We start from the raw sequence: 17,924 nt of genomic DNA, 5'->3' as shown, positions 1-17,924 counted from the left end.
GGGACGGAAATCGAGAGATACCTTCGAGGATGAAATTTCTTATTGTGTGTTTATATGTAGCCTATAATTTTTAGTTGAAATATGAAGGTAGATTTTTATAATAAGTCATACAAAATAAAGAAACCTCGAGGATAAAATGTCTAGAATGCAACCCCCCCCTATATAGGATCCCAACGGAAATATAACAACAATCCCCATAGCAATCATAGATTAGGCTTCGGTAGCTTTGGCCATTTTTTGTTGACTGGGAAAAAATCTCATCATTCTATACATCCCCTCGCAATAGCTGTACTTGCGACGTGTGGTTTGGCTGTCACTGCTCCGAATGTGATTGATCCAGTTTTTGCCGCGGACTGGGACGGTACTAATCCCGATGTGCTCCAAATCGTTACTCCCAATCTGGGTGACGTTCACTCCGTCGTCAAGGACGTCGGAACTACTGGGGATCGTTACGATTTGGACACTGGCAACCATAACTGGTTGTGGACAGTGCAGGGAACGGAGGTTGAGAATCCGCAACTTGAAATAATTGTCAAGGATGTTGTAACAGACACGCAGAATGAGAATAAATTCTCTGACACCTATGGTAAAACTAAGGCATTATGGATTACAGCAAGTTTACAAACGATTTTAACTGACACTAAATATGAGAATTATGGGCAGTACATGACGTTAGCAAACGCAACGTCGGCAGGGCCAAATTACAGTTCAACAACAAACAAATCTAGTGTAATTCTTAATTTTAAGAAAGGGTCTGCTATTCTGGCTAAAGTATATGGCGCTAGAAATGATCTTGGCGGAGGAACTTCGCTAGATGGTTACGATGTGGACGCGGGTAATGCGAACGATAACTCTGTTGTCGTGAATATGGCTGAGAGTTCGAAGTTCTATGCGAAATTAGTTTTTGGGGGTCGATCTTCCCAGCTTGATTGTGTTCAGAATGTAGTACATGCAGGGTTTGAGACAAATCGCAATTCCGTTCAAATCAATGGCACTATTGTAGAGGGGGGTGCGCGAACCCTAGAAACGAATAATGCATCTTTGGGTTTGGTCATTACGAAGGGAATTTTTGGTGCCGAGGGATACCAGGCAAATAACAATCGAGTAAATCTGAATAATGTTGCCGTAGTAGCAGGGATGGCAGATGCGCGTAAGCTGGGCTTGGTAGGCGGCCGTGGGCTCTATTACTACCGAATTAATTCAACTGATACCGGTGAATATAAAGAAGTCGTTTACGGATCAGATGAATTTTACAAAGATGATGGGGATAGGTCTGGTCAAAGGGTTTCTGCTATCGCGAATAACAACATAGTTACTATAAAAAATAGTTATTTAGGTTATTATGTTGACGCAAAAAACAACGATATGTCGTGGCACGATTATCCCGATGAAGAAGGATCTGGCGTCGGTTTTAGTGTGTACGGAGGTTGGTCTACAGGTGTTGCAGCTGACAACATAGTTGCAGCAGAAGGCTCAGTAATTAATGGCAATGTCATTGGAGGCCTGGAATTTCAGGATCAGCTCAAGATTCAAGAAGAGGATGGTGTATATCAATTCAGAGATCTGCATGCTAATCTGGTTTCATTGAAAGATACGACAATTAAAGCTGGAGCCATATACGGCACTACAACGGCGGAGGGTGAGTTACAACCAGATAGTGCCACAAGTTATTATCAGACGAACTCTCTTAATGAGAAGACAACACAGGCAGTCAATCGTAGGCGGGGTGTTGCGTATATTGCCGGAGATGTTGAAGCTGATTCCGCATATGTTCGGTATATCACTTTTGGACAGTATGTAGACACTAAGGCTTTGGATGGAACTTTTGATGTTTTCCGAAACTATTATCCTGGTTCAAACACTGAAGGGGTTGACGGAGTAGGAATTCCATTGGATGAAGATCCACTTGAAAAGGCAACTCGTCGCTTTGCAGAGGATGCGAAAGAAAGTATCCATCTTGGTCAACAGGTTGCTGGTTCCTACCTTATCAATAGGAAAGGATATCATTCCAGCTTAAAAGCGACTGATAGCTCTCAAAGTAATGTTACAGATAAGCTGCACAACTTCTGGGTAGGCGCTTACGCAAATTTATCAGATGGAATCTCTGGGGACGGGAAATCTTTTAATACAAAGGTAAGTCTGTTTAATAAAGATGACGGAAGCGTTAATCATGGTTATGTAGGCGGAGAATTATCTCTTCTGACTCATGACGACGGCATGTGGTATAGCTACGTCACCGATACTAGTGTTGGGGGTGAAGTTTCCAACCACAGACCGGCATTAATGCACCAGTTTAGGTATCACTACCAAGGTCTTGTACTTTATTTAGGTATGAACGATGGTAGTGGTGACGTCCCGGCGGTCCAAATTTCTTTTGATGAAATTGCTAACTTCAGGGAGAGTCAGGGACAAAACACCAACGCATTTGGAAACACTTTTGTCGGAATTATCAAAGATGGCATTGTGTATCAAAAAGTGTCAGTAGAAGATGGCGATAGCTCCGTCAAAGCGAGTGAAATGACGTTTGACGTCCCGTTTACAATCTATCAAAGCAAGCCAAAAGACAAAGCTTCGGAGGAGACAGTGCCTGTCGCTGTTGCAAAAGCTACTTATGGCTTCTATAAATATCTACATTTTGACGGGCACGACGGTGTACTCGATGACGGGACAATAGGTAAGGTTTCAGATCTGGGAACGGAAGCAGGTATCGGGCTAAAGTACTGGCTAAAGAGCCTGGATATTACTAAGGGCGAAAGTCTTGTTTTGAACGGTTGGAATAAAGAGGTTGATCCCAATGGTCTCGTTATTGAAAATTTCGAGTCAGGAGATACCTCAAAACCCAAGCAGGAACTCTTTACTTTATCAGCTGAACTTACTGGTGAGGGAGGTGTCACTATCGCAAAGGACTCTACGGTGATTATCGGTAGTCCTAATACTATTTACAATATTGATACTGAAAAAACAGACACTAAACCAAAAGTTCCCGGAGAGGGAAAAGCGCTTTATGAAGTCGTATACAAGACACCTCAGCCAAACTCCTACACAGGGGCTACGATAGTCTCAGAAGGTGCGATGCTGGTTCTCGGTATCGATGGAGCTTTAGGGAAAAATGATACTAAATATACCTCACAACTTCATATAGGCTCTCCTGAAGCAGGTACTAAACCTGCAAACGTATATCTGCAGGGGCATGTACAGACAGTAGGTGCCTTGCAGGTTCAAGCGGGATCAGTGCTTGACTTTAACCAAGCTGCTGCGATTTCATTTGGAGAAACTGATCCAGACGAATATCAGGCGAATATGGGCTCAACAGGCGGGGAACTTACAGTCAAGAATCAAGCTGGTAGTGTAGTGAGTAACGATAATATTGCCGGCAGTCTTAAGGGCAGTGCTTCTTCGAAACTGACATTTATCGACAGAGCATCTTATATTCGATCTAATAACCCAGATTTCAGTGGCACAGTTGAGCTGAAATCTTCGAGTATCTATCTTACTTCTCCGGAAGCTTTGATTGGCGCAGCCGTTCATGTAGATAAAGATTCTTCTTTGTATTTTGATATTACGAAGAATGTAGGCGCGCGAGCAAGTGCTTTAGGTGCCGCAGAGAAAGTCGTTGATGAAAATATTTATACGGCATCTATAAAGACAATTGCGAATAACGGATCTGTGTATTTGTCTCATCAGGTCAGAGGAGATGCTGCAATACCGTTGAATGTTTCGTTAAATAAGGTTCATATAGGTACTTACACCGGAGGATCAGATTCAAAATTGTTCTATCAAGGTTTTGTACAAGGGTTGATGAACTCTGATGTTGACGTAGTTTATGCGGATACGGCCTCTGGTAAGTCAACCGTTTACTTTACCAATGAACAGGGGGGATTTGGAGCGCTCAATAATTCGAGAGGAGAGTATGTTGGTAAAGACGGGATTCTGATTTTCGAGGTTAAGGATCCAGTTGCGAAAGTCACGCTTTCTTTTCCGGCGGAAAAAGGAGAAGTTCTCAGAGTGGTCGCCAGAGATAATGAAAAATTTGTATGGGGATATCATCTTGTGGAACAAGGAGAAGATGGTAACGACTGGTACCTGGTGAATAGCCACGAGGATCTAAAGCCTAAAGATGACCTGCGCCCCGAGGGCGGGGCCTATATGGCTAACTCTCAGTCTTGGGCGAAGATGCATATGCGTCTGCATGATCGATTCGGTCAGGCTTATTACCTTGATCCGTTCGATGGCAAGGAAAAACCAGCGGCGGCTTGGGTTCGTCAGGTCGGAAGTCATTCTCACTTTAAGTCCGGCGGCGGAGCAAGCAAGACACATGCCCGCACTGCAGTTACTCAGATCGGCTCGGACTTGATTCGCAATGAGATTAACGAGGACTGGAAGTACATTGGCGGCGTCTTTGCAGGCGGTCTGTATCACAGAGCTGATACGAGAACATTTGATGTTGCTAAATCACGATCAGACGGTTATGCGACCGGTATCTACGGAACCCTTTATACAGGCAACAGTCCGGATGATGGCTTTTATGTAGACACATGGCTGCTGTACGGTCGCTATGACAACAAGCTGTGGGGCGGGATGACGTCGACGTTTGATTACAAGTCTCATGGCTGGGTTTGGTCGGTGGAAAGTGGGTACACGATTCCTATTGGCGAATCCGGCACAAAGGATTTCAATAAGGTGATTTGGACCTTCCAGCCAGAAGTACAGTTGGTGTGGGACGGAGTTAAAGCCAAAGACGGCTATGATTCAACCGATACTAAGTACAAGCAGCTTGGTAAGGACAATGTGTCGATTAGAGTTGGCGCAAGAGTTCACGGTAATTACATGAACAAAGGTCTTGGATTCATCGAAGGGAACTGGATCCACAACACTAAGAAGACCGGTGTTCAGATGGGCAGCTCGAAGACTTACATGGACGGCGGCCGTGATCTGGGCGAATTCCGTATGGGTCTTGAAGGGCATATAACGCGTAATACGCTTGGTTGGGCGAGTGTCGGGGTTCAGGCCGGTAAAGCCGGATACCACAACGAAACCGCGCAAATTGGTATCAAGTACATGTTCTGATCTTTGGGAAGCTAAGGAGGATTCCTTCTCCTTCTCCCGGAACATCTAACGGAATCCATATCATGAAAAAAGAAAGCAAAATATTTGGAATTATCATTCTGTCAGCGGCTGTACTTGGTCTGAGCGCCTGTGCTTCTTATGATCATAAGGACTACCCGCGAGAGAGCTGGTTTGCGCAGCCGACTCAGGTTATCGAGGCAGATCAGTTTAAAAAGGCTGAAGAACCCCTGAAAGTCTCTCTGGTTGTTAACTACCTCTGGGAGGGACGCCCTATCGTGACAGAGCCCTTTGAGGAGCGTCCTGCTGACTGGCGTGAACAGTACGGATTGTGGTTCGCGGCAGAACGCTATTTAGAGGAAACTGGCCTCTTTAAGATCGTTAAGGAGGACGATAAGGAAAAACAGGGCGTGATGACGATTGACGTGACTCGCGCCATGAGTGGGAAGACGAAAGCGGCAGTTGCGGCTAAAAAAGCGGATCCGGATAACCATCCTGAGAAGATTGTCTACGAGTACGACATGACGATGAAGATGGACCTTTCGCTTGCGGACGGCAAGAAGTTTGAAGCTGTGCCCAAGACGGACCATATGTTTGTCGGCCACGAAGATTCGAAGGAAAAAGAATTAGGTCAGGATCCGAAACGCTTTACGTTCTCGTACTTTAACAACATGGACTTCCATACAGAGTTTGTCCGTCGTTTCTACAAACAGATGATTTTTGAAGGGGTTAAAAAGCTGGAAAACAAATTGCCTTGATGGAACAAGGCAGTTGAAAGATTTTATCTTTTGTAGTACTTAGACCATCCAAATGTGAAGTCATTCCTCAGTAGGCTTCGCTGGTCGGCTCCTCGTTTCTTTTAAAGATCGAGGAGCAATTTTTATTATAGAGACGAACGAAGCCAAGGGATAGAGCTTTTAGAACAGACGGATGATCGCAAATACAGTAGGAATCGTTCGGGCTTACCCGGTAAAACTGTAGATCCATCTGCCGAAGTTCTCTTTGAGTACGTCAGCTATAAAAAGAACTCCGGCGCCGTTTGAGGCGCCGAAGTGTTCGGAAAAATCTTCAGAAGGTTAAAGCCCGGATTCTTCGAGGAGCTGAAGGATTTACTTTTGACGTTTGCCGAAGAGACTGTCTGAGTGCTTCAGGCTCCTTTGTATGAAGAACCAATCCCCGATTTAGAAGTTGTGACTTAATCCGCTGCTGATTGTCCAGCTGTTGTAGTTATCCACCGAGCAGACCGCTTTCTTACCTCTGCCGTAGCCTGCGTACGTGCGCTTGCTGATCGGATATTCGTACGCAGTCGCAACGGACCAAAGACGATAATCGTCGTCTTCCGCGCCTTTAATCTTGCCGATGCCGTAGTTGCCCTGCAGCTTGGCTGTGCCGCCTGCGGCCGGAATGCCGATAGAAGCGGAGAAGCCGTGCTGGTTGGCACCGTCCTTGCCCATGCTGTCCGGTCTGACGTAGTCAGAAAGACGGGAAGAATGGTTGGCATACTGGTAAGCGCCGTAGAGCGTCGCCCATCCGAAATCGTAAGAACCGCCGACTGTGAAGACGTTGGAAGCTTTATAGCCCAAGGTCTTGTTGTCGTACATTTCCCAAATCGCGCTAAAGAGCGCTTTGCCGGCAGCATACTCATAGCCGACACCGTAGTAGTGATCGTTCCTGGACCATTTTTCACTGTCTCCTCCGATGCCGTTCGAGTACATCAGAGTGACAGTGGAGCCGTTGAAAGACGGAGTCTTGTAAACGGCCATATTGTCATAACGGTCGGAGAGAATGAATGTCCCGTAAATATTGCCGTTGTTGTAGTACGAGGTCCAGAGGGAAGAGCCGTGAAGGATGGTGTAGGTGCCGCAGTCAGAAGAAAGACCGCCGGTGCGGCCGAAAGCGGCTTCACCAAAAGGAGCAGTGATGGAAAGCGTGGACTGACGGGCAAATGCTTTGCTCAAATTCATCGCTTCGCCGCTGAAGGTCTTAAAGCCCTGCTCCAGGATAAAGCCGATGCTGTAGCCGCTGCCAAGATCTTCTGTTTCGCGGATGCCGAAGCGGGACCCCGCCCAGATGCCGTTGTCAAAGCCGATGCGTGTGTCGCCGCCTCTGACTTTGGAGACCGCAATCGCGCCGTCAATGACACCGTAAAGCGTGACATTGGACTGAGCGTAAGCTGCCGGAACTGAAAAGGCGCACAGCAGAGCAGACATGATGAGTGATTTTTTCATGATTTGTCTCCTCCCTGATCAGCGCTTTTCGCCCATGATGAGTTTCTTGCCGTTTTCAATGTCGGTCGTGTAGACGCGGTCGACATTGACGTACGGAACGATCGAGCGGTAGTCTTTATAGAGCTTTTCAGATCCTTTACCCATCTTGAAGTCGCCCTTCAGATTCTTTCTGAGGTCGATTGCTTGGGCGGCGTGAAGCAGTTCAAGACTGTAGATGTAGCCCATGTTGTCTGCGATCTTGCCGAGACGCTCTGCAACCAGAGGAAGATTGGTGTAAGTGTCTTCAATGTCGCCGGCGACCGGAGTACCGAGAACGGATACAGGGTTGCTGAGCGCGATGTTTTCAGAGTGCAGCGCGACAAACGGTTTCTGGATGGCGCCGAATGCGTGTCCTTTGTTGCTCGGGTCACTCAGAAAACGAGTCAGACCGGTGAAGTGGTCATCAGAGAGATGAATGGTTCTCTGAACACTGTTGTGAGACAGATGGCTCATTGCCATGCCAAGTCTCTGGGCAGCGATCGCGACCGGCAGCGGCTCGAAGTTGGCTGTCGGAATAATGGCGCCGGCAGCTTTCTTGTCACCGACGAAATACTGAGCAACCTGATCATGCTCAGCGTAGTCTTTGTCCGCATTCAGGATTGTGGCGGGATTGTCGTCGGAAGAGTTGATCTGAACAGCGAGTTCTCGGTCAAGATGGTTAAGTGCGTTTCTGGCTTCACGAATCGTGTATACGGTGGTTCTGAAGGAGAGCGGATCCTGCAGCGCGCGGGAAGCGTCTTTCTTCCAAAGGTAGGAACCTTCAAGATTAGTGCGGATTTTTTCCGCTTCTTTATCTAGTCCGTCAAAAGGATGTACTTTGACAGCCTGAGGGAGTACCGGAGCGATGTTGCCGTTAAGACCTTCAAGGCTCAGCGCAAAGACAGTCGGAGAAACGTCGATAACGCGTCTTGCGTCCTTGGCGGCTTTCATAATCTGCGCAGCCGCGGCCGCATTGGTAGAAAGAATGGCGAGCGCATCCTTGCCTTCCGGATCAAGCGGCTTGATGCCGGCTTTATCAAGCGCTTCCTTGCCGGAGACTTCTTTTCCGTTCACTTTGGCTTTCCACTCGCCCATCATGACCGCACCGATGTGCGAGGAGAGTGTGATGTCGGCTTCACCAACCGAACCGCGGGAAGGAATCTGAGGCGTAATGCCTTTATTCAGGAATTCTTTATAGAGTTCGGCGACATAAGGCTGAGCACCGGTCTGGCCGGCAAGCAGCGTGTTCAGGCGAATAACCATCTGCAGACGAGTCAGTTCATCCGACATCATCGGTCCGATGCCTGCAGAGTGACTTCTTAAAGCGTTGCGGTTAAAGGCCTTGGAGGCGTCAATAACCTCTTGGGAGAGTTCTCCATGAGAGTTAAAGAGCGGCTTGTCTTTGTTGAGACCGACGCCTACCGTCAGACCGTAGACCGGAGTACCGCGCTTGGCAGCCGCAAGTACAAGCTCATGGGCGTCTTTAAGACGCTGCATGGCTTCCGGAGCAATTGCAACAGTATCTTTGCCTTCAGCGATGGCCCAGGCTTGATCCTGAGTAAGGTGCGCACCGTCAAGAGTGACGACGCCTGCGTTGGCGGTAGCTGACATAACAAGGAGAGCAAGAAGAGAATATTTCATGATTGTACCTTTGAGACTGAGTTTGATTTTGTCGGTGACTACTTCTGCTGATACTTGAAGGAGTGGCAGTTGTTGCAGTAAGCCTGCTGTGCCGGTTTATGTTCGCTGTGGCAGGCAGTGCAGGAAATGCCGCTTCCGTAATGATGACTTGCATGCGGATTAGGTTCTCCGTTGGGTAGCTTGGCCGTTCTCTGTGCGAGAGCTTCATAGCTCTGATGACAGGTTAAGCAGGCCTTATTGTCCGGAGTGACAAAAGCGTTTCCATTGACGGCGTTTCCCCGTGTATGGCAGACGGCGCAGTCTTTAGCAGCGGCCTGATGCTGCGGTTTGAGCTGCTGAGCGCCGGCAAACGCACCGGACAGCGAGAAGGCGATAAGAAGAGCGGAGATGATTTTTTTCATGTTCGTTTCCTTGAGTTGAGTTCTTAGAGGTCAGCGGCAGGAGCTTTAGCAGCAGCGGCACCTGCGACGCGTCCGGTGACAAGACCGTCAGCGATGGCGCATCCGCCGAGACGGCTTGCACCGTGCGTTCCGCCTGTCACTTCACCTGCGGCATAAAGACCGGGGATCGGCTGCTGAGTGCGAACATTGATGACTTCAGCGTCCTTAGTGATACCGACACCGCCCATGCAGTAGTGCACTTTTGGCCAGACGCGGGCGGCATAGAACGGAGCCGTTTTAATTTCAATGGCGATATCAAGAGGACGGCCGCACTGGGCGTCTTTCTTAGCGCGGATATAACCGTTGAATTCTTCAACTTGCTTAATAAGCGCTTCTTTGGGAATTCCGTAGTGGTCGGCGAGTTCTCCGATCGTGTTGAATTTCTTGATCACGCCGTATTTGAGACCGTTGGGCAGTGTCTGGGCGAGTTTGGCGCCTTCGCTGTCTGTAAAACAGATCGGATAGACTGGTTTTCCGTTTTCATCCAGTTGCTGAAGGATTGCGTCTGCGCGGGCCTTGCGGTCGGCAAGCTCGTCCACAAAGCGGCGGCCGGTACGTTTATCAACCATGATGCCTTTCGGGAAGCCGGCAATAGTGTTGAACTGAGAGACCAGGCCGAAACCTCTTTCGTCGGGAGAAGACCATGGTCCGAGCTGAATCTGATCAAGCTGAACAGGCAGAGCGCCAAGTGCGAGCATGGCCTGAAGCACTTCACCGGTGGCGCCGGGATGGTTGGTCGATTCAAGGTTCGGCCCGAGCAGCGGGTCCTGCTGCATGCGGAAAGCGACGTTCTGAGAGAAGCCGCCCGCGGCTGCGATGATGCCGCGTCTAGCGCCGTAGACTTGGGCAATGCCGGAACTCGGTTTTTCATAATTGTGGCGCTCAAGCACTTTGACACCGATCACTCGGCCGTCTTTGTCCTGGACGAAATCCGTTACGGCGCAGTTTAAATGCATGTCCACGCCGAGTTTGCGCGCGGCTTCGACAAGCGGACGGGTAATGCCGCCGCCGGTACTTTCAATGGTCTGCATAATGCGCGGAACGCTGTGGCCGCCGAAATGCTGAACAAACGGCTTGTACTGCACTCCGTACTTCACGGTAAAGTCAAAAGCGGGACGTGTGCCGTAAACAATGTTCTTGAGAAGATCAACGTGACTTAGGCCGCGGCCGGACTTGATCATGTCCTGAAGCATCAGTTCGGGAGAGTCTTTAATGCCTTCTTTTGCCTGAAGGGGAGAACCTGCGACAGCGAATGCTCCTCCGTTAATGGCAGAGTTGCCGCCAAAAGCGGGCATTTTTTCGAGCAGCATGACGGAGCGTCCCTGCTCAACCGCTTCCAGAGCGGCGGCAAGACCGGCAAAGCCGCTTCCGATGACGATGACGTCGGCGACTTTGTTAAATTGCGGTTTGTTTCCCTGTGCGCGAAGCGGAGCGGCCATACAGGCAAGAGCGGAACCACCTAAAGCCGAAAGCTTGAGAAAAGAGCGGCGGGATTGTTGTTTCATATTTTCTCCAAGGATTAATGTATTGGGATTACTTGGGAATATGCAAACACCGTGCCAACTTTTTCGATGACATATAACCTATTGATAAATAAGAGATAAAGTTTATATCAGTATTTTCCGCATTTTGCATTCACGATATTTCGGAGAATAAAATTAACGAAATATCATAAAAAAACGAAATGTCGTGAAAGAAGATCTCTATCTCAAGTGCATTCTGTCGATGATTTCGACATTGGACGCCAACGTGTCGCTCAAGAACGTGTTTAACGAACTGAATCCGTATTTTCATGCGGACGGAGCGTTTATCAATGTTTTTGACCAGCAGAAGCGCGAGGTTGTGTTCGTAGCACATTGCCGTGAGGACGGAGAGACAGCTCCGCTCGGCTCTGTGAAGCCTCCGCCGGGGCTTGTTTCGCTTCGAGCGGACCGCTCCGCCTATATCGGAAGCGATATTGAAACCGATCCGTTTACCAAATATGTGGTGCAGGCAAAGGTCGGAACAGTGAAATCTTTTTTGATGCTGAGTCTCGATCAGGACGGAGCTCATTTGGGCGTCGTCTGCTTTTACAGCCGCTTCCTGGATAATTTCAGCGAGGAGCAGCGAGTGTTCCTGGCGCGCCTTCATGACATGTTCTGCTTGGTGACGAGCAATGCCCTGAACAAAATTCTCTTTTGCAACAATGCCGAGCTTGAGTACGAGAACAGTGCTCTTAAAACCTCAGAAGAGCAGGGCCGCAGGAACCTTATCCGAGCCTTCGAAGAAACCACGCCGGCTCTCTCGCCGCTCGCAGCAAAGATTCGGCAGATCGGGCCGACCGAGGTCACGGTGCTGATTCTCGGCGAGACCGGCACCGGTAAGGAAGTCATCGCGGATTTAGTGCACCGCTTGTCTAAACGCAGGAACGCCCCGTTTATTAAGGTTAACTGCGGCGCGATCGCTGAGACATTGATGGATGCCGAGTTCTTCGGTTACGAGAAAGGCGCTTTTACGGACGCTAAGGCGGCAAAAGCGGGAATTTTTGAGCAGGCAGACGGCGGTACGCTCTTTTTGGATGAAATCGGAGAACTCTCTCCAGCCTCTCAGGTTCGCCTGCTTCGCGTGCTTCAGCAGCGGGTGGTACGCCGGCTTGGTTCGGAAAAAGATAAGAAAGTGGACTTCCGCCTGATCGCAGCGACGAATCGAGATTTATCGGCGATGGCGCAGGAGGGATCTTTTCGACAGGACCTCCTCTATCGCCTGAATTTGTTTCCGCTCGAAGTGCCTCCGCTTCGGGAGCGCAGGGCAGATATCGCTCCGCTTTCCAAGCTGTTTCTCTCTCGGCTTGTCGGCAAATACGGTTTAACGCAAAAGCCGCTCCTTTCCGAGCAAAGCGTTCTGACAATGACTTCCTATGACTGGCCCGGAAATGTGCGTGAATTAGAAAACACGCTGGAGCGCTCGCTTCTGCTTTCTAATGATTCGCGAGAAATAGAGGTTGTGCTGTCTTCGGTGTCAGAGCCCGCTTTCAGGCGCGTGCCTGCCGACGGTATCGGCGGAGCGAGGACGCTTCCCGATTTTGAGACCATGCAGAAGGACTACTTTGTCCGATTGCTTCGGTCATGTTCCGGCCGTATTTCCGGTGAACATGGAGCAGCAAAAGCCGCAGGCCTTCACCCGAATACCTTGAGAAGCCGCCTGGAAAAACTCGGGATCGATTTTAAAAACGTCGGACACGAATAAAAAATCCCGGGTTTTAAACCCGGGATCGTAAAGCGTTTCGAGCGTTTAGACGTCCATAAAGAAGAAAATGATCGAGTGATAGAAGACCGGAGCGGAGAAGAAGAGCATCTCCATGCGGTCCAGAGCACCACGAGTCAGAACCATGCTGGTGTCAAGCCGTTTGGCGCCCAGCGAGCGTTTAATACTGGACATCACCAGGGCGCCAAGGGTCCCTGAAATAATAATAACGAGCGACATCAAAGGAGCCTGCCAGGCGCGGAACGGTGTCATCCAGAAAAGTGCTGAGCCCATGATCAGAGCTCCCACACTGCCGATAATGATGCCTTTGTAAGTCTTATACTGATTACTCCAGCTTGGTCTGCCGCCCCAGATCGCAGATGCCATGATTTGGAACAAGTCCGCAAAATACAGGACTAAGAGGAAATACAGCATCATAAGCGGTCCGCTCGAATTAAAGCGGGAGAGATTCAGTGTCGCGATTGCGGGCGCGTGACTCACACAGAAGATCGCGATCATAATGCCCCACTGTACTTTGGCGACACGGTCAAGGAAACGGTCCGTATCTTTAGCAAGCGCCATGACAACCGGAAGCAGAAGGAATAAATAAACCGGGATAAAGAGTGTGAAAAATCCGATTTCTTTGAAGCCCAGCAGCAGGTACTGCACCGGAATCGCGATGTAAAAGGCAATGATCAGAATCAGGTGGTCGAGCCTTCGCGTTGGAGTCAAGGAAATAAATTCCCGCAGCGCAAAGAACGATGCAAGCGCAAAGAAAAGCAAGAGCGCGGCGTCCCCAAGCCAGAAAGCAATAACAAATACGAAGATTAGCGGCCAGGACGCGCGAACGCGAGAGTTGACGACCTGAAGACTGTTGAGTCTTGCTTCATTGCCTTCGGCTTTTTTAACGAGCAGGTTGCCAATAACGGTGCCTGCCGCCGACAAGAAGATCAAGACCGCCAGGATCGTGAAATAAGCTTCATTGGTAGAAAATCCCCATCTCATTTTTATAACTCCCTGGCTAAGCTGATAACGGACGCTCTGGCCTTTTCTAGAAACTCTTCCTTGCCTTCGTCAGGCGAATGAGGCAAAGGCGCGCCAAAGCGCACGGAACATAAGGTCGGTACCGGAAGCAGGGCTCCCTTTGGCATCGAGCGGTGCAGATTTTCTAAGTAGACGGGAATCAGTTCCACCTCCGGGAACTCTCGCATCAGTCTCCAAATTCCGCTCTTAAAAGGTCCGGGAAGCGGCTGAGGTGTTCTTGTGCCTTCGGGGAAAATGATGAGGGAGGAGCCATCTGCAAGTGCTTGTCTCATTGGATCCAGCGGATCGCTGCCTTCTCTGCGCTTACGGTCCACCAGAACGACGTTGAGTTCGTCAACAGCGATGCGTCTTCGAATACCGGTTTCCCAATAATCTTTAGCGGCGACCGGACGGGTGAGCGGTCGCAGGGCCCGAGGAAGCGCCGACCAAATCACAATCGTGTCCAGGTGACTGGAATGATTGGCGAAATAGATTCGCTGTTTTTTCTCCGGTGAACAGCCGATCCACTGAGGATAAGCGCCGACGAGCAGACGTGTCATCCAGACCATCGGTGTCATGAATTTGAATGCGTGTTTCACTTGAGATCCAAAATAAAAGAGATATCCGTTAATTATGCCTCTATAACTACGGCTCGTGCAGAGCAAAAATACAGAGAAATACGGAATTTCGTATGGAAGAGAAGAGGTGGAGGATCCTGGATACAGCCTGCTATTTCTTGATTTTTAAAAGAAAAGGGACAATATTTTGCAGTGATTTGGAGATATTTGTCCGCCAACTTAGTTAGACTGATCGCTTCTTGTAAGCACTCATTTTCTGGAAAGAATCGGAATTTATGTTTCACCCGCTGCGCTCCAAGGCGGCTTGCGCCGTTTTCTTCTTTCTGCCGGGACTCTATTACGGCCTTATCGTTTCTCGTCTGCCGGCAATCAAGATGCATGTCGGTCTCAGTGATTCTCAGATCGGCCTCTGCCTCTTTATGTTCGGCTGCTTTGGTTTGCTCGGTCTGCTTTTCAGTCCCAAGCTGATCAGCCGCTTCTCCAGCCGGATGGTGCTTTGCGTCAATGCGGTTTTATGCTTCCTCGGTCTTTTAGGCATCGGCTTTGCGCAGACGGTCCCGCAGATTTTTGTCGCTTTCGGGATATGCGGATTCTCAGTCAGTCTGCTTGACGGAGCGATGAACACGCAGGGTGTTCTTTACGAGAAAGCGTCCAAGCGTCCCACTTTGAATCTGTTCCATGCTTTTTACAGTCTTGGAGCGGTATTTGCGTCTGCAGCCGGGTCTGTGTGTGCTGCGCTTGCCATCGGCAGCGGCATCAACTTTCTTGTCGCTTCTGCCGCGTTCGTGGTGCTGAGTCTTTCTCTCAGCGGCTATCTCCTTTCGGACCGTACAGCTTTAACCTCGGCCTCGACGGGTTCAAAGAAGCATCGTCTGCCTGCGGTTGTGATGATCTGCGCGGTTTGCTCTCTGCTCGCTTACGCGTCTGAAGGCACCGTAGGAGAGTGGGGCGGCCTGTACCTTACGGGCGACAAAGGCGCGGATCAGTCTGTAGCGGCGCTCGTGTACGGATTGTTTTCGATTGTGACCTTCTTTGCGCGTTTGGCGGGAGACCCGCTTCGCACGAAGTTTGGCGAAAACAATCTGATGCTATGCGGTCTTGCGCTGGCACTTGCCGCAATGGGTGTTATCCTGAAAGCCGATTCCGCTTATACGGTACTTGCGGCATATGCGGTCATGGGACTTGGTTTCGCGCATGTGATTCCGACGCTTTTCAGCATCGCGGGTCGCAACGGCATAATTCCGGCTGCAAGCGCAACGGCGGCAGTCGCGTTTATGTCCTACGCCGGCCTTCTTTTTGTTCCGCCCTGCATCGGCTGGGTCGCGCAGCATTTCTCGCTGCACGCGGCGCTCTGCCTTGTGCCCGTGATGATCGCGGTCACTTTTATTCTCACGCTGAGACTCAGATCGCTCTCAGTCCGGAATTCCGAGCTTACGCCGTAGCGGTTCCGCCGACGGTCAGACCGTCAATACGCAGTGTCGGCATACCGACACCCGTCGGTACGTGCTGACCGTTCTTGCCGCAGACACCGTTGCCCTGATCAAGCTTCAGGTCCGAGCCGACCAAAACAATCTTGGTGAGCGCGTCCGCGCCGTTTCCGGTCAGAGTCGCGCCTTTGACCGGAGCCGTGAGCCTGCCTTTTTCAATGAGCCAGGCTTCACTCATGGAGAATACAAAATTGCCGTTGGTGATATCGACCTGGCCGCCGCCGAAATTAGACGCGTAAATGCCGTAGTCAACGCTTTCGATAATTTCCTGCGGATCGGTCTCGCCTTCGAGCATGTAGGTGTTGGTCATACGCGGCATCGGAAGGTGCGCAAAGCTTTCTCTTCGGCCGTTTCCGGTAAGCGGAAGATTCATGAGACGGGCGCTCATTTCGTCATGCATAAAGCCGCGCAGCACACCTTCGTCGATCAGCGTCGTGCAGGCGGCGAGGTTGCCTTCGTCATCAATCGCCAGAGAGCCTCTGCGGCCAACAATGGTGCCGTCGTCAATTACTGTCACAAGCGGCGAAGCAACGCGCTCGCTCACTCGGCCGGTGAATACGCTCGTGCCCTTGCGAATGAAATCCGCTTCAAGTCCGTGTCCGACCGCTTCGTGAAGCAGTACACCCGGCCAGCCGCTTCCGAGCACCACCGGGAAGGAGCCCGCCGGAGCAGCGATCGCTTCGAGATTGCGCACCGCCGCGTCAACCGCCTGAGCGGCGTAATTGCCGAGAATCGAATCCGTGAAGTAGGACAGGCCGAATCGGCCTCCGCCGCCCGCAAATCCGGTCTGCGTGTTGTCGCCCTTGCGGACAATGACCTGAAGTCCCATACGCACAAGCGGACGAATATCGCCGATCAGCGTGCCGTCCATCTTGGCGATAAGAATCATGTCGTGCGAAGAGGCGACATGCGCGGTCACCTGCGTGATAAGCGGGCTTCTTGCGCGCGCAAACTGCTCAAGCCGCTTAACGAGCTCAATCTTCTCGGAGGTTTGCGCAAGTTCAATTGGGTTGATTGGCTCATAGAGATGACGTTCGGCTTCCTTGGGAGTGACTTTGACCGTCGTCTCACGCTCAGCAGAGGCGCCGATAGCCCGCACCGTCTTTATCGCCTCAAAAAGCGCTTCTTTACTGATGACATCCGAATACGCAAGTGCATGCTTTTCTCCCGAAACGGCTCTTACGCCGACACCGATATCCGTACTGTAGTCGCCCGTCTTGATAATGCTTTCCTCAAGCACATAAGACTCGGCAACGGTGCGCTGAAAATAGAAATCGGCGTAATCGATGTCAAAACCGGAAAAAAGCGCAAAGGCTTCTTTCAGCATGTTCTCATCAATTCCATTGGCGTAAAGCAGTTCTTTGACTGCGGTGGAAGTATTCTCAAAGCTCATATTCAACACGATGGTTTAAAGCGGGCAGGGACTCGCGGACCCGACGCAGAAAAAGCGGATCGACCGTAGAGCATAACACTCCGGTTTCGTGTCCGTTGAGCTGTCCGATGACCGTTCCCCATGGGTCAACCGCGGTGGAGTGGCCCCAGAACGCCCGACCGCATGAGGAGCGGCCGGCCTGAGCCGAAGCAAAGACATAACTGAGGTTTTCAATGGCGCGGGCGCGCAGCAGAACTTCCCAATGCACCTTGCCGGTTGTGGTCGTAAAGGCGGCCGGAAGAAGGAAACAATCCACGCCCGACTGCAGGCGGAAAAGCTGAGGGAATCTCAAGTCATAACAGACCGCAAGCCCGACTCGGACGTCGGTGCCGTTGTCAAGCGGAATCGTAAAGGAGACCGGCTTGTGTCCGGGCGTGTAGAGTTCGGACTCGTCGTAGCGCTCGTTTGTTCCTTCGTAAGAGAATAGATGCACTTTGTCGTAGCGGGCTGCTTCCTGACCAAACGCGTCGTAAACCAAAAGCGAGTTTGTCACATGATTGGGTTCCGGGCTCTTCAGGGGGAGGGTGCCGGCGGCAATCCAAATGCCTAAGCTGCGGGCAAGCGCGGACATCACGCTTTGAATCGGACCGTCCTGGTAAGTTTCAGCGTTTTTAAGCACCTCTTCACTGCTGCCGGTCACCAGAGAAAACAGTTCAGGTAAAACAACCAGATTGGCGCCCTCGCGCGCGGCCCTGCGGATCAGCATTTCTGCGGTCTGTAGGTTCGCCGCGGTATCTGGCCCTGAAGTCATCTGGCAAGTTGCGATGCGAAGCATAGTTAAATAAACCTAA

12 protein-coding genes are annotated in these 17,924 nt (G+C 50.5%); 4 read left to right on the top strand and 8 right to left on the bottom strand.

Annotated elements, in window-relative coordinates; translation table 11 throughout:
* The first annotated feature begins 306 nt into the window (after positions 1 to 306).
* Together AC6I1F_RS10710 and AC6I1F_RS10705 are read left to right on the top strand one after the other, a co-directional pair.
* Positions 307 to 5,067, top strand: a complete 4,761-nt coding sequence (locus tag AC6I1F_RS10710; protein ID WP_290432606.1) for an autotransporter outer membrane beta-barrel domain-containing protein — start codon at positions 307 to 309, stop codon at positions 5,065 to 5,067.
* Between the two features lie 62 nt (positions 5,068 to 5,129).
* Entirely contained in the window at positions 5,130 to 5,822 is a 693-nt protein-coding gene (locus AC6I1F_RS10705; protein WP_251450923.1) for a hypothetical protein, read from the top strand.
* A gap of 423 nt (positions 5,823 to 6,245) precedes the next feature.
* Here the strand turns inward: AC6I1F_RS10705 and AC6I1F_RS10700 are convergent, their stop codons facing one another.
* Genes AC6I1F_RS10700 through AC6I1F_RS10685 form a run of 4 tightly spaced genes read right to left on the bottom strand, consistent with a single transcriptional unit; the run spans position 6,246 to position 10,896 of the window.
* A complete protein-coding gene (locus AC6I1F_RS10700) occupies positions 6,246 to 7,292 on the bottom strand; it encodes a porin (RefSeq protein WP_497801779.1) in 1,047 nt (348 codons plus the stop codon).
* Positions 7,293 to 7,310: 18 nt separating this feature from the next.
* Positions 7,311 to 8,951, bottom strand: coding sequence for an HAL/PAL/TAL family ammonia-lyase (locus AC6I1F_RS10695; protein WP_251450928.1), 1,641 nt, complete (start codon positions 8,949 to 8,951; stop codon positions 7,311 to 7,313).
* A gap of 38 nt (positions 8,952 to 8,989) precedes the next feature.
* Positions 8,990 to 9,352 carry a cytochrome c3 family protein gene (locus AC6I1F_RS10690; RefSeq protein WP_251450930.1) on the bottom strand — a complete coding sequence of 121 codons (363 nt, stop codon included), beginning with the start codon at positions 9,350 to 9,352 and terminating at the stop codon, positions 8,990 to 8,992.
* A gap of 23 nt (positions 9,353 to 9,375) precedes the next feature.
* A complete protein-coding gene (locus AC6I1F_RS10685; RefSeq protein ID WP_251450932.1) occupies positions 9,376 to 10,896 on the bottom strand; it encodes a flavocytochrome c in 1,521 nt (506 codons plus the stop codon).
* 184 nt (positions 10,897 to 11,080) lie between these two features.
* Between AC6I1F_RS10685 and AC6I1F_RS10680 the strand changes: the two genes are divergently transcribed.
* The gene (locus AC6I1F_RS10680; RefSeq protein WP_289163041.1) at positions 11,081 to 12,616 is read left to right on the top strand and encodes a sigma-54-dependent Fis family transcriptional regulator; all 1,536 of its coding nucleotides are present in this window, start codon (positions 11,081 to 11,083) and stop codon (positions 12,614 to 12,616) included.
* 45 nt (positions 12,617 to 12,661) lie between these two features.
* On the opposite strand, the gene AC6I1F_RS10675 is transcribed toward AC6I1F_RS10680, so the two are convergent.
* Together AC6I1F_RS10675 and AC6I1F_RS10670 are read right to left on the bottom strand one after the other, a co-directional pair.
* Positions 12,662 to 13,618 carry a phosphatidate cytidylyltransferase gene (locus AC6I1F_RS10675; RefSeq protein ID WP_160335346.1) on the bottom strand — a complete coding sequence of 319 codons (957 nt, stop codon included), beginning with the start codon at positions 13,616 to 13,618 and terminating at the stop codon, positions 12,662 to 12,664.
* A gap of 2 nt (positions 13,619 to 13,620) precedes the next feature.
* Positions 13,621 to 14,214, bottom strand: coding sequence for a lysophospholipid acyltransferase family protein (locus tag AC6I1F_RS10670; RefSeq protein ID WP_160335386.1), 594 nt, complete (start codon positions 14,212 to 14,214; stop codon positions 13,621 to 13,623).
* A 275-nt stretch (positions 14,215 to 14,489) separates the two neighbouring features.
* Between AC6I1F_RS10670 and AC6I1F_RS10665 the strand changes: the two genes are divergently transcribed.
* A complete protein-coding gene (locus AC6I1F_RS10665; RefSeq protein WP_290432604.1) occupies positions 14,490 to 15,656 on the top strand; it encodes an MFS transporter in 1,167 nt (388 codons plus the stop codon).
* Here the strand turns inward: AC6I1F_RS10665 and tldD are convergent.
* The gene (gene tldD, locus AC6I1F_RS10660; protein ID WP_251450938.1) at positions 15,646 to 17,094 is read right to left on the bottom strand and encodes a metalloprotease TldD; all 1,449 of its coding nucleotides are present in this window, start codon (positions 17,092 to 17,094) and stop codon (positions 15,646 to 15,648) included. The two genes, AC6I1F_RS10665 and tldD, sit on opposite strands and share 11 nt — an antisense overlap.
* Positions 17,084 to 17,908, bottom strand: coding sequence for a carbon-nitrogen hydrolase family protein (locus AC6I1F_RS10655; protein WP_160335349.1), 825 nt, complete (start codon positions 17,906 to 17,908; stop codon positions 17,084 to 17,086). Before AC6I1F_RS10655 ends, tldD begins: the two co-directional genes overlap by 11 nt.
* Positions 17,909 to 17,924 lie beyond the last annotated feature (16 nt).

It is taken from the genome of Parasutterella sp. St.1A3 (assembly GCF_059728705.1).
Note: the sequence above shows the minus strand (reverse complement) of the source record. Positions and strands in the feature narration are given on the sequence as shown.